This window comes from Canibacter zhuwentaonis (genome assembly GCF_018531145.1).
In the GTDB taxonomy this organism is placed as follows: Bacteria; Actinomycetota; Actinomycetes; order Actinomycetales; family Microbacteriaceae; genus Canibacter; species Canibacter zhuwentaonis.
In genome coordinates, this window is the sequence record NZ_JAHDSZ010000004.1 from 15898 (window position 1) to 32118 (window position 16221).

Sequence of the window (16221 nt, forward strand, 5' to 3'; positions counted from 1 at the left end):
AATACCTCTAGACATCCTCGTTATAGTACGAAAATATCTCCCAGTCTTCATACCTCCCATGACCGCATGTTGGGCATTTATCAAATTTTGACCAGTCGGGATGTGAAAAACTAGTGTAATTCACGTAATCTATTTCATGCTGGTGTCCCAGAGTTTTAGGTTCAGCAAAGTTTGTTACCAGCCGAACACACTCATCAACCATAACGGATGCAATCTGCCATATTGAAGGACCATAAGCAATAGTTGGAGGCGTAAATCCAGATTCGTGAAAGCCTCTGAACTGAGCTACAAAATTTGCATCATTTTTCGAGTAGTATAGATTCAGGCAATCGAAACAACCAGTATTCCCCGGGATTATTGTAAAAACACGACCGTGCGTAAGTTGTGTAGCTCCAAAAACGCAGGGCTTATTTAGATTCACAATTGCTTTATTAACTCTCCGTTGAGCCACAAACGGCGGCTCGTCAAGCGCGCATATAACTATATCTGCATCGCTTATAACTGCTTCAACATCACCCACTGAACTGATTCGCTTATTTACGCCTTCTACCTTCAAATCAGGATTCATATCGTTTAAAGCCGCCACAGCTGCTTCAACCTTTAGCTTTCCTATATCAGAAGACCGATATAGGAATTGTCTTCCCAGATTCGATAACTCAACTTTGTCATAATCCACAAGAGTTACCTTACCAAATCCAATACCAGAGAGGAGTGTTGCGATGTTAGACCCACCGCCGCCAAGACCCAGCAACGCTACTGTAGTTCTAGCTAATGTCTTATGCGCTATTTCTGCTTTTAAAGAACTCCCACTAGGCTGCGCCGCGTAATATTCAACATTTGATAAATATCGCTCCGGGATGCTATCATACTCATGCTTGTCGTCTAATAGTCCGTACTGGGCGAGTATATCTAGCCCCTTGATAATATCTTGTGAAGATAGATCTGGGTGGACTAATTGGACTCGGTTAATCACATCACCTACTGAAGATCCGTCTAAAGCGTTCACGAGAGTTCTCATCTGACCTTTTGGATCTGTAAATTGTGCGGTAATGCCCAGCTGTGCCCCTATACGAAACACAGTATCCGTTAAATCATAAACAGGTAATGATTTCTTAATAAGCGGATTAGAATACATAACAGTCCTTTATAACAGTAAGTACGGGTGTCCAAAAAAGTGAACCCGTACTTACCCTTTTAATTAGAAGATGATCCACCATGCGGCGGCTTCTACCTCTTCAGCGCGTTCAACCTTCACGTCCATTTTTCCCTCCTTCGTTTACTACTTTTGATAGGGGATTGGGAGCTTTTGCAACTCCCAGCTTTATGATATCAGCCTACACAGAATTGGCGCAAGCATTATTTTAATTGTCAACGTAGGGAGACTTTTGCCTAATTTGACTAGTGTGTCAATTGTTACAATATCCCGGCCATGCACTTTGCCATCACAGAGCGGACTGGAACTGTCTGTTGTGCAGAGGTAGTTCTTAGTTAGTTGCCTGACAAAAGGGTTTTTAAGCGACTTGCTGCTTAATTATTTTGCTTCCTGTTTCTAGGCGCGTCCGTAGAGAGCGCATCCGTTCTTGCCCAGTTCGATCACTGTGTGCTGCTCAGCCACTTTGAGCACATGAAAAGTGTACCGATTTACACGATCGAAGGCATGGGTATGCCAGGAAGCATACGCATACTTGCACCCCACCGCCCAGCATCTAAAAGAATATGTGCTAAAATAAGAAGTAGCTCATCAGCCAGGTACTGAAGGAGTATCTGGAGTCGTCCTTTGGTGCGACTCTTGCTGTTCCTGCTTGCTCCAGTACGCATCATACTCAGCTTTGAGTTTTCGTTGACTGTGAGCGTACTCAACGTGCTACGCGGTGACAAGTACCGCGTAGCTTGGCTTTTCGTCAACAATTACCACATAACTAAAATCATCGAACGTAAGCAAGTATCGTCGCGTATTTCCACGTACTCGGGAACTAACCCACCAGAGAATCTCGTGTTTACGGGAAAATTGCAATATTTTTTACCCCCTAGACACAAAAACACTCTGGCACATAAATATATTAACGCCAGAGCACAACCAGTGGACCCTGGGAGAATCGAACTCCCGACATCTTGCTTGCAAAGCAAGCGCTCTACCAACTGAGCTAAGGGCCCGTGTTTTACAACAACAAACACTATAGCAGGACATCTTGCAGAACACAACTCAAACTAGAAAAATTATCCAGCCCGGCTCGAGTTAAGCACGGCTTCGGCAACAACGCTCGCTTTTAATAGCATCTCTTCGTATTCCGCTGTTGGCTCAGAGTCCAGCACAACCGCGCCGCCCGCGCCGATCTCACAACTGCCATTCTGAATTACGGCGGTGCGAATTACGATATTGAGATCCGCTGCGCCGTTAAAGCTGAAAAACCCGAGCGACCCGGCGTAAACACCCCGCGCACGCCGCTCCAGATTTTCAATAATTCGCATTGTGCTGATTTTCGGCGCGCCGGTCATAGAGCCTCCCGGAAAACAAGCCCGCGCAGCAGCGGGAGCGCTCACATCCGCTCGCAATCTACCGGTTATCGTTGAAACCAGCTGGTGCACCGTCGCGTACGATTCAACCCGCATAAACGCGGGCACCTGCACGCTGCCGCGCTCGCAAACACGGCTCAAATCGTTACGCAGCAAATCCACAATCATTAGGTTTTCTGCGCGCGTTTTCGCGTCTGCGCCAAGACGCGCGCGCAGTATTTCGTCTTCTGCTGCGGTACGCCCCCGCCTCACAGTGCCCTTAATCGGCTTGGTTTCGCACTCACCAAAAGCGCTGATTTTCAAAAAACGCTCCGGCGATGAGCACAAAACGCGCAGACCGTTAAGCTGCAAAAACGCCGCGTACGGTGCCGGATTCAAACTGCGCAAGCGCCGATAAGCCCGCCATGCAAACTCCGCCTCGTCGTATCCTGTTTCGTTATATCCTGCCGCATCCCGACCTGTGGCAGCACAACCTGCCGCACCAGTAACGGGCATTTTAATCCTGCTGGTGAGGCACACTTCGTAACTGTCACCCGCCTGCAACACCCGCTGCGCACGTTCCACCAGCGCGGTGTAAGTTTGAGCGTCATGCTCCACCAGCGCAGCTGTTGCAAGCGGATCGCGCCCGCCCGGTGCATCCGACCCGGGTGCACCAGGCTCAGCGGTAATTGACCCAGCAGAAACCTGCTTAAGCGCAACTCCCTCAAGCATAACCGACTCGGACAATAGCCCCTCGGGCGCAACCCTCGCTGTTTCACCCGCACTGTGCGAGTCTCTCAATGCGTCAGTATCATACAAGCCACAAATCGTGTTTTTAGCGTTACTAATCCACTGCTCCGCACTTGCGATGTGAGCTGACCCTGTGAGCACTAAAATCCACAACTCGCAGGCGGCATGATCGTACACAAAAGTATGCGTTGCACGCACCCACACCGAGTCTTGCTCGGACGCCTTGTATTCATTAGCCGATCCACATTCAGCCTTCAACCCGTAGCCTAAATAACCAACGTATCCGCCCGCATAGTCAAAAGGAAACTCATCTCTTTGCGCAACTTTTGTTGTCGCGATTCGATGCTCCAAAACGCTGAAAATATCACCCTCAAGCGCAGTCGTTGCCGTGCGCTCACCCGCGCCGGTGTGACACAGCACCACCCCGCTACCGGCTCTGGCAGTCAGTGTTTCAGCAGCGTGCCCGATGCTGTGCCCCATTATGCTGAATTGCGAAAGACCCTCTATAACCCGGCTGCTGTCCAACCAGAACGCATTTTCGCTACCCCTAAAGAATTTTTCAAACAGCAGCTCGAGATTACCGCTGAACTCAATTTTAGAACTCACCAGCTCAAAATCGCACCCGCCCGGAGCGCGACCATCACTAAGCACAACAGCGCCGCGCGTATAAGCATCACAAAACTTTTTAAACCGCTGCTTATTAACGAAAACCCCGTAATTTTCACCCGCAGGCAGCAGCCCTACTCCCGTGAGCGCCTGCTCTCCAAGCCCGGACGCCCAGTTTTCAAGCTGCGACGCCAGTTCCCAACTCGTAAACGCCCCATTTTCGCCGGCGCGAGACCGGTTTTCGCTCACAGGCTTCCGCTCCCAAACCGCAGGGATCTCCTCCGCACGCCCGAGCACCCGCTCTGCACCCGCAGGCACGGCAACAGAATCAGCAAATTCACCGCAAATCTCCGTCACAACACGAATTCCGTGCAGAGCGTTCACAATCCACACCTCGCATTCGCGCAGCTCGTTGAGCGTCACCCACTCCCGAGCGACTTTATACCCAAGCAACAGCGCGATATCCGCCACCGCCGCAACGGTCGTACTCGCCAGTGTTTTACCCGGAGGCACGCAGCAGAGGGTGTCACCGCGCCACCACAGCACAGCAGCGGTTGTTGTTTCGAGCACGCGACCATTTTCGCCCACGAGCAGGGCATCATCAGCGCCCCGCGCAGCAGCACGCCCACGTATTTCCGCCAGGGTTGCTAAATCTGGGCCCTTGATCGTGGGCTGCGTGCGCACATCAGCGCCCGTATACACCCAAAGTTTCGCACCGGTTTTAAGCGCCGGTGCCGGACGCAGCCAGCACGCCAACCGCGCAGCATTATCAGCTAGCGGATACGCCTCCACCCGCGGAAACCAGCTCCCGTTTTTAGGCAGCAGCTGCCAAACAGCGTCCCAAAACTGACGCAGCTCACTGTTTGTGATACTCGCCCCGAGCTGATTTAGCCCGGCACAAAACCTCTCTTCGTGCGCCTGTTTGCTGTGCACTCTGCCGTTTTGCACGAGCAGCGACTCAACAACACAAATGCTGCTTGTAGGCGGCACACCCTCACGCCAACAGTAATTGCTGCTCTGGCGCGGCGGCTGCTTTGCCGCGAATCCACGGTGTGTTTCATACAGGATAAAATCCGAGGTCCGTGACCAAAAAAGACGCTGCAAGGTGGATTCACTCCCCGTGATATTTAGGTAATAAGCTTAGCTAAAATCGATAGTACAGCAAATACTCGCTGCGGTATCCGATTTGTCCAAAACTAAAAATTAGTGTACCCTTGATAAAGATCTGGGGCTATAGCTCAGGTGGTTAGAGCGCTTCACTGATAATGAAGAGGTCCCTGGTTCAAGTCCAGGTAGCCCCACCAGTTATTTTAAGCTTACTTACGCTTATCTCCTCTATTTTATTTTTAAGCTCTGTTTAAGTATAGGGCAAATAAAAGTCCTATATTGCAGTGGCTAGAATCTCCCGCGTTATTTTATTATTACACTAACGCTTGAAGTTCAATCACAAGCCGCTGTTTCAAACCCAAAAACGCTAAAGAATAAGCCCTAGCAAAACCGCTAAGCGTTCATGTATTCAAACCAGATAATTAAGACCGACTAGATCACAGAGCATATACCAACGCCCGGAAACCAGCGCGCAAAAACCCGCCGAATAGGTACTACAGCTCGCCGCGCACAAGCGTATACAACGGCTCATTCACCTCTACCGCCGGACGAATCACAATATCGGCAAGAGCCGCGCCGCCCTCGCACGCAATGTGTTCACGCTCCTGCTTCCCCCAGTGCTCCCAGTACGGCGCGTAAATATCTCCTCCGGCGCGCTGCTCCAAAGCCCTTTTACGGCGCGCATTATCATCTGTAACCTCAACCCAAACGCGCAGCGTTGACAGGGGCGCGGATCTTCTATTTAGCGCCGCAGAACCCTCAACTACAAGCCCCTGATCCGGCCGCACAAGCTGCCAACCGGCGGAAGCATTATTGTTCCAGTCCCAGTGCTCAGCTCGCCCGGTAACACCGCGACTTAACGGCTCTAAAAGATGGAGAGCGATGTGCTGCCCCGCCGCGACCAAACCATCCCAGCTGGCATAAACGTGATCCATCTGCACAAGCTCAGCACCCATAATTTCGGCGAGCTTCCTGGCGAGAGTCGATTTACCGCTGCCAGAAGGACCGTCAATAATAACGCGCGGGTGCTCATCATTCAGCGCCCTGCGCGCCAGCAGCTCCAGTAAATTTGGCGGATCAGAAACGGTAAACTTCGCACCGCTCTCAACATCTCCAACATCTGTGAAAATACTCGTATCAGCCATAATAAAACCTTATCAAGCCAGCGGCTTAAAACTATGCGGCTAACGCGGCTAGTATTTGCTGCTTTGCCGCGTGATCCGCTCCCTCTGCCTGCTCAGCAAGCCGCCGCTGCGCAGGAGGGCGGCTAATACGCAAAATAATTTCCGCGGGAGCGGTCCCCAAAACCAGCACCTCATCGGCGAGCAACATCGCCTCACTCACGTCGTGGGTGATCAAAACCGTCGGGCGTCCGTCTGCAACAACGACTCGAAGCAACCACTGCTGCAGGGAGTGCCTGGTGAGCGCGTCTAGCGCCCCGAAGGGCTCATCCAGTAGCAAAACCTGCTGCGGCATTAAATACGTGCGCAGCAGAGCCACGCGCTGTCGCATTCCGCCCGAAAGCTGGTCAGGGTACAGCTGCTCAACATCAGGACTCAAACCAAACTCTGCAAACAGCCCCCTAGCCCTGGCAGAAAGCTCCTTTTTGCGGGATGTTTCACGTGAAACATCTGACAGCCGCGCACCCAGTGTGATGTTATCTAGCACCCTAAGCCAGGGCAACAGTGCATCATTTTGCGGATGAAATGCAGCACTGCCGAGTTTCCCAGAAACTGAAGTATCCCCAACTTTAACCTCGCCGGAGTCGGGTTGTAGCAGTCCCGCCGCAATCTGCAGCAGCGTGGATTTGCCACAACCCGATGCCCCAACAATAGCCGTTATTTGACCGTGCGGCACGGCAAAACTAATCTCATTTAGAACCTGTTTTCTAGCAGACCCAGTTTTGCCCAAAAACCCTCGCTCTGCGGCATACGCATAGCTAACGCACTCAACCACAAGCGCCGGTTTATCCGCCACAGCATTTCTCCTTTAGGCTATCTCAACGTCTTAACTAGCGACTACTTGACTATGAAATCGTTGGTCCAGGCACCCTCAAGAGCTTTATTGTCTTTCAGCATTCCCGCTTTTACCAAAAACTCTGTGAACGGTGTCCAGTCTTCTGCTGCCATCTCGCCAAACTTGCCCTGCTGTTTAAACTTCGGAGCGTAGTAGCGCCCGGCCTCGTAAACCAGTTTCTCGTCAAGCTCAGGCGCAAGTTTCAAAAGCGCAGCAGATCCCGCATCGGGATCTTTCACAACCGCGTCATAGCCCTTGCTTGTCGCCTCCATAAACCGCTTTACCAGATCACTGTTTTCTTTGATCAGCTTATCGCTGGTTACAATAATCGGGGTGTACCAGTTTGGAATGCAGTTTTTATGGTCAGAGAAATTAACCGTTGCAACGTCTTTGCCCTTAAGTTTCGCTTCAACTCCGCTCCAGCCTTCAAAAACCCAGGTTGTGTCAAAGCGCTTCTGCTCCATGGCAGCCAACGCATCAACGTTGCCAACATCAACAAACTTCACCGTGCTCGGATCGCCACCGCCACACTCAACCAGTTTAGAAATAATCTCGGTCTCTAGAGCACCGCCAAACCCGGCGTATGTTTTGTTTTCAAGACTCTTTGGATCCGCCATAATGCCGCTGCTCTTAAGCGCAAGCAGCCCAGAATCATTGTCTTTCAAAATAGTTGCGATGGTTGTCACATCAAAACCCTCAGCACGAGCTGGCAAAAGAGATTCAGCCTGCGAAATACCAAACTCCACACGCCCTCTGGCGACGGCGTGATCCGCTCCCAGATCCGCCCCCGGCTCAATAATTTTCAGATCGATTCCGGCATCTTTATAGAGCCCGCGCTCTTTTGCGTAGTAAATACCCGCATGATGCGAGTTGGGTGTCCAGTTCAGCATGAGCGTAACCGGTGTCAGCTCGGGCTTAGACTGATTAGCCTCCGCCGCTTTTTGATCAGCGCTGCAGCCGCTCAAAACCAGCGCCGCAGCGGACACAACCGCGCCAACTTTTAGCGCCGTCTGCAACCACTTTTTATTGTTTTTCATCCTGTTACCTTTCGAGATGATAGTTGTCTAGTTTTACGTAAAATCAAGTTACCAATAAGAGAAACCACCGTAAACAGAATCAAGCCCGTTACGGCGATCAGAATAACCGCGGCAAACATCTGTGCCGTTTGGTACGACGCCTGCGAGCGCTGCAAATACACGCCCAGACCCGCGGTTGAACCCATCCACTCAGCTACAATCGCGCTAAACACGACATAACTAGCGGATATTTTAAGCCCCGCAATAAGTGCGGGGAACGCGCTAGGAAACCGCACCCACCAGAGCATCTGAAAGCGGTTAGCGCCCATCGCGCGCAGCAGGTTAATTTTCGCGCTGTCCGCGTTCCTGAGCGCCTGCGCGCCCCCGATCACAATTGGGAAGAACACCGTCAAAGCCACAACCGTGATTTTAGGATACACGCCGAATCCATAAAGGGTGATTACCAACGGCGCAATAATCACGGGCGGAATCGCCTGCGTTGCAACCAGCAACGGCTCTAGAGCGCGCCTGAGCGGATCAACCAACCCAAACAGCATTGACACCACAACCCCCTGTACCGCGCCTACAATAAACCCCGCAGTAGCAATAAACAGGGTTGATTTTAGGTGTGGCGCAAGCACCGCATAGTCTTCGTACAGCACCGCTGCAACTCTGCCGGGAGAGGGCAACAGATACTCTGGTAAATCAGAGAATCTGGTCACTAAATCCCACGCCAGTATGACGAGCAGCACGGCGACAAATGCGGGCAGGTACTGCCGCATAAACCGTTTCATTAATAAAACAGTTAGTCGATATTGCGTGCCGCGAGATCCGCCATTTTATGCTCTAGGGCGGGATCTTTTTTCTGCATAATCAAAAAGCTTGTGCTCACCGAGTTTGCCCCCGACTCAAGAGTCGCCTCGTGTAGTTTGCGCATCAGCGCCCAGCATTCGTCAGGATCCCCTTGAATGCTTGTGCCCAACGCTCCCACCATATAATCAAGACCGCTGGTCTCAATTATTCTCAGTGCAGCTTCAACGTGCTCGTACGTGCCGCGCTCGTCACCACTCGGTGACGGCTCGACGTGTGCTTGGATCAACATATGATCGCTTCCCTCCGCTCGCATTATCGAGATCAGGTCCGGGGTGGTCCGCTTCAATTAGCAGATCTCAGCCTCTTGGCCCCCCCAGCGAATTAACAATTGCAGAACAATCATAGCACAGCAAAAAGCGGTGTCGAGAATATCGCCACCGCTTGCCCGCTAATAAAAGGTTAGCTGCTTGTAAACCCGAGTTGGAAACCTCCGAGCGCACGCGCCAGCAGGTTATAAATCAAACTCGCAATAGCGCCCAGCGCGGTGCCAACAACGATTGTGAGTAAACCGCACACAACTGCCGCGCCTAGAACCTGCGGCAGGCCAACAATGCTAAGAATATTTAAGTCACCGCCTGCAACGTCGCTGAGCAGGGTGTTTAGCTGGTGCAAAACACCCGTCTGCAACAGAATCAAGTAAATCAGCAGCGATAAAACAACGTTCATAACAGCCAGGCACATTGAAACAACAAATGAAAACTTTACTGCTGACCAAAAATCAACGTAAACCAGTTTCAATCTAACCTGTTTTATGGGAGCTTTTCTACCTGCTTTGCGCTCGAGTTGTTCGGCAACAATATTTCTCATAGTTTCATTATATGCATCTAAGGTCGTAAATTGCCACAAGCAGGCGCTTGCCGCGTTAGAGATGCCCCTAAAACCTCTTGGTGGCGCTCTCTCACCTGTGCTGTTTCATTCCCCCGTCGACTCTGCTTCCGACGATCCCACAGGCTCAGCTGCCGCTGCGGACTCTGCCACCGCTGCTTACGCGTTATCGGCGGTAACTGCCGCAGCATCCGCCGTATCATCGCTAATCTCAAGGTTACGCTCCGGGTTGCGCGCAATGCCGATAATCTTATCTTTCGCATCAAAGCGCGCAAACACAACTCCCATTGTGTTGCGTCCCTTCGCAGGAACTCCGTTTACAGCGGATCTAACAACCTTGCCACTGGTAAGCACCACTAGCACTTCATCGCTTTCATCAACGATGCACGCGCCCACAAGATCACCGCGGGACTCATCGAGCTTGGCAACTTTAATTCCAAAACCACCGCGCTGCTGCACCCGGTACTCGGCCACCGCGCTGCGCTTAGCGTATCCACCCTCTGTGACAACAAAAACAAAGCCCCTATCGCTAACCGAGGACGCGCTCAAAAGCGAGTCCTGGTCGCGGAACTTCATGCCGCGCACGCCACTGGTAGCTCGCCCAAGCGGACGTAACGCCTCGTCTGACGCGGTAAACCGTACCGACATACCCTGCCGTGAAACAAGCAAAACATCATCGTCAGTGCCGATTACAAGCGCCGACACAAGCTCGTCAGATTCGCGAAGTCTAATTGCGATAATACCACCCGTGCGATTCGTGTCGTACTCCGCAAGAGCTGTTTTTTTAACAAGCCCGTCTTTAGTTGCGAGCAGCAGATATTTATCCTCGTGATAGGCGTCAAGTTCGAGAATCTGCGTCACAGACTCCTCCGGTGTCAGCGCCAGCAGATTAGCAAGATGCTGACCCTTCGCCTCACGACCGCCCTCCGGTGTCTCCCACGCTTTAGTGCGGTACACCCGACCCGTGTTCGTGAAGAACAGCAGCCAGTGGTGGGTTGTTGTGACAAAGAAATGCTCGATCACATCGTCAGCGCGCAAACTCGCGCCACGCACGCCCTTACCACCACGGTGCTGTGAGCGGTAGTTGTCAATCTTAGTGCGCTTAATGTATCCGCCGCGGGTAACGGTGATTACCATTTCTTCCTCGGGGATCAGATCTTCAATTGACATATCGCCGTCGTGCCAGCGCACAATCTCGGTGCGCCTGTTATCACCGTAGCGGTCAACGATCTCACCCAGTTCCTGCACGATAATTGCACGCTGCTGCATTGGATTCGCCAAAATCTGCTTAAAATCAGCGATCAAGTTTTGCAGCTTGGTCGCCAGATCCATGATTTTCTGGCGCTCAAGAGCCGCCAGCCTGCGCAGCTGCAACGCCAGAATCGCTTCCGCCTGCACCTCGTCAATATCGAGCAGGCTCATCAGCCCCCGCTTAGCCTCTTCAACCGTTGGGGAGCGACGGATCAGGGCGATAACCTCGTCGATTGCGTCGAGCGCTTTGAGATACCCCAGCTGAATATGCAGATCAGCGGTCGCTTTTTTGAGTCGGAACTCGGTGCGGCGCACAATCACGCTAATCTGGTGCGTTGTCCACTCGGTAATAAAGCCAGCAAGCGAGAGCGTGCGCGGCACACCGTCCACAATTGTAAGCATATTCGCGCTGAAATTATCTTGCAGCTGGGTGTGCTTGTAAAGATTGTTCAGCACAACCTTAGCAACCGCATCACGCTTCAGCACGATCACGAGTCGCTGCCCTGTACGCCCGGAGCTTTCATCGCGGATGTCTGCAATGCCCTGTATTTTCTGCTCTTTTACAAGATCGGCAATTTTAATTGCCAGATTATCCGGGTTCACCTGGTACGGCAGTTCTGTTACCACGAGACAGGTACGACCCTGAATTTCCTCGGTGTTAACAACCGCGCGCATGGTGATTGATCCGCGCCCTGTGCGATACGCCTCGCGAATCCCCTTGGTGCCCAGAATCTGTGCGCCCGTTGGGAAATCAGGACCGGGCACGCGCTCCATCAGCCCTTCAAGTAGCTCTTCGCCTTTAATATTGGGGTTTTCAAGATGCCATTTAGCAGCTGCGGCAACCTCGCACAGATTGTGCGGCGGAATGTTCGTCGCCATACCAACTGCGATACCAACCGATCCGTTAACCAAAAGGTTTGGAAACCTGCTTGTAAGCACTGTTGGCTCTTGGGTGCGACCGTCGTAGTTATCTTGGAAATCAACGGTGTCTTCTTCAATGTCGCGCACCATTTCCATTGCCAAATGAGCCATTTTTGACTCTGTGTAACGCGGAGCGGCGGCGCCATCATTGCCCGGGCTACCAAAATTACCCTGCCCGAGCACAAGCGGATACCTCAGCGACCACGGCTGCACAAGCCGCACCAGCGTGTCATAAACAGCGCTGTCACCGTGCGGGTGATACTGACCCATAACCTCGCCGACCACACGGCTTGATTTTGAGAATGATTTATCCGGGCGGTATCCGCCATCGTACATTGCGTAGATAACCCGGCGGTGCACCGGCTTCAAACCGTCACGCACATCAGGCAGGGCACGCCCCACGATTACGCTCATCGCGTAATCAAGGTAGCTGCGCTGCATTTCCGACTGCAGATCTACCCGTGAAATATTGCCGTGGTTATGCTCCGGCTCTGCTCTGCTGCTGTTGTTAGATGTCAAGGAATCGCACGTCCTTCGCGTTCTGTTGGATAAAATTACGGCGAGCTTCTACATCTTCTCCCATAAGCGTTGTGAAAATCTGATCCGCTGCTGCTGCGTCATCGATGCTAACCTGCATTAGAGTACGGCTTTCAGGATCCATTGTGGTTTCCCAAAGCTCTTCGTGGTTCATCTCGCCCAAACCTTTGTAGCGCTGCACTCCGCTATCTTTAGCCAGACGCTTACCATTGACAAGCCCCTCGCGCAGTTTTTCGTCACGCTCACTATCGCTAAAAACAAAATCGTGTGCCGAGTTTGTCCATTTTAGGCGGTAAAGTGGCGGCTGCGCGAGATACACATAGCCCTGCTCGATCAGTTTACGCATATACCTAAACAGCAGCGTGAGTAGCAGGGTTGTGATATGTTGCCCGTCGACGTCAGCATCCGCCATTAAAACGATTTTATGATACCGGGCTTTTTCAACGTTAAAATCTTCGCCTATACCCGCACCAAACGCGGTTATCATAGCTTGAATTTCAGTGTTACCAAGAATCCTGTCGAGCCTTGATTTTTCAACGTTCAGAATCTTACCGCGCAACGGCAAAATCGCCTGGGTTGCGGGGTTTCGCCCCATTTTCGCTGAACCACCGGCGGAATCACCCTCAACAATAAAAATCTCTGAAATAGTTGGGTCTTTGCTCGAGCAGTCAGAAAGCTTGCCCGGCATTCCACCAGACTCTAACAATCCTTTGCGCCTTGCTGTTTCGCGCGCTTTTCGCGCCGCTAAACGAGCGGTTGCTGCAGAAATCGCCTTGTTAATAATTGCGCGGGTTTCTGTTGGATGGCTGTTAAACCAGTCACCCAGCTGATCCGCCACAACGCGCTGCACAAAGCCTTTAGCTTCGGTGTTGCCAAGCTTTGTTTTTGTTTGTCCCTCAAACTGCGGCTCGCGGAGTTTAACCGAAATTACTGCGGTTAGACCCTCTCGTACGTCTTCGCCTAAGAGATTACTGTCTTTCTCCTTCAGCATATTTCGCTCGCGCGCGTACTTATTAACCAGGGTTGTTAAAGCCGCTCTAAAACCCTCTTCGTGAGTTCCGCCTTCGTGTGTGTTGATTGTGTTTGCGTAGGTGTGCACACTGTCTGAGTACGCACCCGTCCACTGCATTGCAATTTCTGCTGAAATAGTGCTGCCGGTATCTTCCAGCTCAAAAGCAATAATTTCGTTGTGCACAAGCTCTGTTTTCTTCGCAGAATTAAGGTACTCAACATAGTCTTTAATGCCGTTTTCATAGTAAAATTCATCATGTGGCGGATCAGGCATAACCAATTCCCCAGCAGCATTTTCTACCGCTTCTTGTGGACGCAGATCAGTAAGTTTGATCCGTAGACCCTTGTTAAGGAACGCCATTTGTTGGAATCTTGTGCGGAGTGTTTGGTAATCAAACTCAACGGTTTCAAAAATGTCGGCGCTCGGCCAGAAAGTGATTGTGGTGCCCGTTTCGTCACTGGCTTCTCCTCGCGACAGGGGCGCATCGGGAATACTTTTTGTAAACGACATTCCCCATTTATAGCCCTGGCGCTTAACCTCCACCTCAAATTTTTCAGAAAGTGCATTTACAACGGATGAGCCAACACCGTGCAAACCGCCTGAAACCGCGTATCCGCCACCGCCGAATTTACCGCCGGCGTGCAGCACCGTAAGCACAACCTCAACCGTTGATTTACCCTCGGTTGGGTGCATATCCACTGGAATGCCACGTCCATTATCAGTAACTTTAACCCCGCCATCAACCAGAATTGTAACGGTTATTGTATTGCAGTAGCCAGCAAGCGCTTCATCAACAGAGTTATCCACAATCTCGTAGACAAGGTGATGTAAGCCTCTTGGCCCGGTAGAGCCAATATACATACCGGGACGCTTACGTACCGCTTCAAGACCCTCAAGCACTTGAATTTCATTTGCACCATACTCGGTATTTGTTTTGCTGCTCTGTGAATTACCGCTCATCTGTTTTCCCCCATACTGAAGTCAGCACGAGGTAAGTGCTGCACACCAATAATTATCTAAGTTTACCAATAAACCCTAGGTCTTTCATGTTTTCCACACTATCCATAGGTATCACGCAGACCTCTGCCACCCTGCACGCGCCATACGCCTCTAGGAAAAGTTACATTACTAACCGGAACAAATTTAAAATCGTAAATCTTAGCTTCCGGATACTTCTCTTGGATAATACACAAATACTCGCTTTTTACCCTTCTTATTTGAGCTTGCCAAGCTGTTGTATCACATTTAATGTGTAATATCCCGTTTTGAATTCCTAAAATAGTTGTGTGCAAAGCAACGGTTTCGCCCACAATATTTGCCCATTCCAAAATTAACCTGTTCTGGCTAAGCTCTTTACCCCAGTTTTGTTCTCGAATAAACTGCTCCATCACCCAGTCAAGAGGTTTTGCATCTCTTCCCTTTGTAAAAGGGAGATTGTTTTTATTACTCCGACTTTTTAGGTTGCGTAAAACCTCCTCATAAGATTTGGATTTTGCCCCCCAGGATTGTTTATGTTCGTCAAGAATCTCAAATAAAAACTTATTCTGCTCTTTATCACTGCCGCTCACACTAAGCTCCTACTCGACAACATCAGAATTTACATTCTGGAAGAACTCTGTCGGATTTTCACTACTTCCAACAGCTATTAATTGACCCTTTTTAATCACGTAAATATGCCAGAGCTGATCTTTTGGAATATCATCGGCAACCGCTGCTGTTACCAGTATCTGTTCATAATCGGAAATAACGTTCATTAACCGTTTGCGCCGTTCGGTGTCAAGCTCCGCAAAAACATCATCAAGAATCAACACCGGATCTTCCGGAGCAAAATCTTTCCTGAGCAAATTAGCAAGAGCAAGTTTTAGCGCGAGCACAATCGACCACGATTCGCCATGACTCGCATACCCTTTAACGGGCAACGCGTTCAATTCAAGTTTCAAATCATCACGATGCGCACCGATTAAAGTTTGCCCCCGCTCTATTTCCGCTCTGCGTAGTTCTTGTAACCTCTCTCTGAAATCTTGCATCAGAGCAGTGGCAGATTCATTCCCCAAATGATCAAACGCAACACTTTCTGTTACAAAGGAGTTTGCAGCATATGTTTCACGTGAAACATTGCTACCTGTTTCATGTAATGCAAGCTTAGGAGCGTGATCCGCTCCAACAAGCAGAAAGTAAGCAAGCTCTAATTCTGGCTGCAATTCATCAATTAATTTTCGTCGTTCCGCCATAATTCTAGTACTGAAATTGGTGAAATTCTGATCCCAAAAATCTAATTCTTCGCTATTAATATCAGCTCTGCCCAATTTTATATTTTTAAGCAAAGCGGATCGCTGTTTTACAATCTGCTCGTAATCTTTATAAATAGCTGCAAATAACGGATTTCGCGTCACAATTGCCGAATATAAAAAATCCCTTCGTGCTCCTGGTTCACCACTCGCAATAAGCAAATCTTCGGGTGCAAACAAAACAGACGTGAAATATCTCGTAAGTTCTCTAGGCCTTACTCCGTTACCGTTTATCTGAGCACGCTTAGCACTCCCCCGCTTAAACTCCAGCTCTAAACTAACAGTTGCCTGTTTATTAATAACCCGGGATCTAACAACACTGCTCTGTTCATCAGCTTTTAATAATGGCGCATCTGCGCTTACTCTGTGCGATGATAACTCATTGAAATAAGCAATTGCCTCAACAAAGTTAGTTTTCCCCTGCCCGTTACGACCCAAGATCAATACTTTACCCGGTTTTAAATCCGCTTCTAACTCAGAATAGTTCCTGAAATTGAGGAGCGAGAGTTTATCTACCCTCACGCGA

At 50.5% G+C, this 16221-nt stretch carries 12 protein-coding genes, 2 tRNA genes and 1 riboswitch; of the genes, 1 reads left to right on the forward strand and 13 read right to left on the reverse strand.

Annotated features, from left to right (window positions below):
• Window positions 1-7 precede the first annotated feature (7 nt).
• The 3 genes from KJY78_RS03050 to KJY78_RS03060 all read right to left on the reverse strand — a co-directional run bounded on the left by KJY78_RS03050 (window position 8) and on the right by KJY78_RS03060 (window position 4839).
• The gene (locus KJY78_RS03050) at window positions 8-1135 is read right to left on the reverse strand and encodes a ThiF family adenylyltransferase (RefSeq protein WP_214337144.1); all 1128 of its coding nucleotides are present in this window, start codon (window positions 1133-1135) and stop codon (window positions 8-10) included.
• Window positions 1136-2081: 946 nt separating this feature from the next.
• Window positions 2082-2154 (reverse strand) — tRNA-Ala (locus tag KJY78_RS03055).
• Between the two features lie 63 nt (window positions 2155-2217).
• Window positions 2218-4839 (reverse strand): chorismate-binding protein, encoded by a 2622-nt coding sequence (locus KJY78_RS03060; protein ID WP_214337145.1) that lies wholly within the window; start codon window positions 4837-4839, stop codon window positions 2218-2220.
• Between the two features lie 237 nt (window positions 4840-5076).
• Between KJY78_RS03060 and KJY78_RS03065 the strand changes: the two genes are divergently transcribed.
• Window positions 5077-5153, forward strand: a tRNA-Ile gene (locus KJY78_RS03065).
• Window positions 5154-5450: 297 nt separating this feature from the next.
• Here the strand turns inward: KJY78_RS03065 and KJY78_RS03070 are convergent.
• The 10 genes from KJY78_RS03070 to recF all read right to left on the reverse strand — a co-directional run bounded on the left by KJY78_RS03070 (window position 5451) and on the right by recF (window position 16217).
• Window positions 5451-6101 carry a (d)CMP kinase gene (locus KJY78_RS03070; protein ID WP_214337146.1) on the reverse strand — a complete coding sequence of 217 codons (651 nt, stop codon included), beginning with the start codon at window positions 6099-6101 and terminating at the stop codon, window positions 5451-5453.
• 31 nt (window positions 6102-6132) lie between these two features.
• Entirely contained in the window at window positions 6133-6933 is an 801-nt protein-coding gene (locus KJY78_RS03075; RefSeq protein ID WP_214337147.1) for an ABC transporter ATP-binding protein, read from the reverse strand.
• Between the two features lie 41 nt (window positions 6934-6974).
• Window positions 6975-8009, reverse strand: a complete 1035-nt coding sequence (locus tag KJY78_RS03080; protein ID WP_214337148.1) for an ABC transporter substrate-binding protein — start codon at window positions 8007-8009, stop codon at window positions 6975-6977.
• On the reverse strand, window positions 8006-8782 hold the full coding sequence (locus KJY78_RS03085; protein WP_214337149.1) for an ABC transporter permease: 777 nt from the start codon (window positions 8780-8782) through the stop codon (window positions 8006-8008). Before KJY78_RS03085 ends, KJY78_RS03080 begins: the two co-directional genes overlap by 4 nt.
• A gap of 11 nt (window positions 8783-8793) precedes the next feature.
• Complete coding sequence (locus tag KJY78_RS03090) at window positions 8794-9090, reverse strand: thiamine-binding protein (protein ID WP_214337150.1); 297 nt, start codon at window positions 9088-9090, stop codon at window positions 8794-8796.
• Window positions 9083-9186: riboswitch (TPP riboswitch) on the reverse strand. Its footprint overlaps the gene before it by 8 nt.
• A gap of 74 nt (window positions 9187-9260) precedes the next feature.
• Entirely contained in the window at window positions 9261-9668 is a 408-nt protein-coding gene (locus KJY78_RS03095) for a DUF3566 domain-containing protein (protein WP_214337151.1), read from the reverse strand.
• Between the two features lie 177 nt (window positions 9669-9845).
• The gene (gene gyrA / locus KJY78_RS03100; RefSeq protein ID WP_214337152.1) at window positions 9846-12377 is read right to left on the reverse strand and encodes a DNA gyrase subunit A; all 2532 of its coding nucleotides are present in this window, start codon (window positions 12375-12377) and stop codon (window positions 9846-9848) included.
• Complete coding sequence (gene gyrB / locus KJY78_RS03105; protein ID WP_214337153.1) at window positions 12367-14367, reverse strand: DNA topoisomerase (ATP-hydrolyzing) subunit B; 2001 nt, start codon at window positions 14365-14367, stop codon at window positions 12367-12369. Before gyrB ends, gyrA begins: the two co-directional genes overlap by 11 nt.
• A 98-nt stretch (window positions 14368-14465) precedes the next feature.
• Window positions 14466-14975 carry a DciA family protein gene (locus KJY78_RS06785; RefSeq protein ID WP_214337154.1) on the reverse strand — a complete coding sequence of 170 codons (510 nt, stop codon included), beginning with the start codon at window positions 14973-14975 and terminating at the stop codon, window positions 14466-14468.
• A 9-nt stretch (window positions 14976-14984) separates the two neighbouring features.
• Window positions 14985-16217, reverse strand: a complete 1233-nt coding sequence (gene recF, locus KJY78_RS03115) for a DNA replication/repair protein RecF (RefSeq protein ID WP_214337155.1) — start codon at window positions 16215-16217, stop codon at window positions 14985-14987.
• Between the last annotated feature and the right edge of the window lie 4 nt (window positions 16218-16221).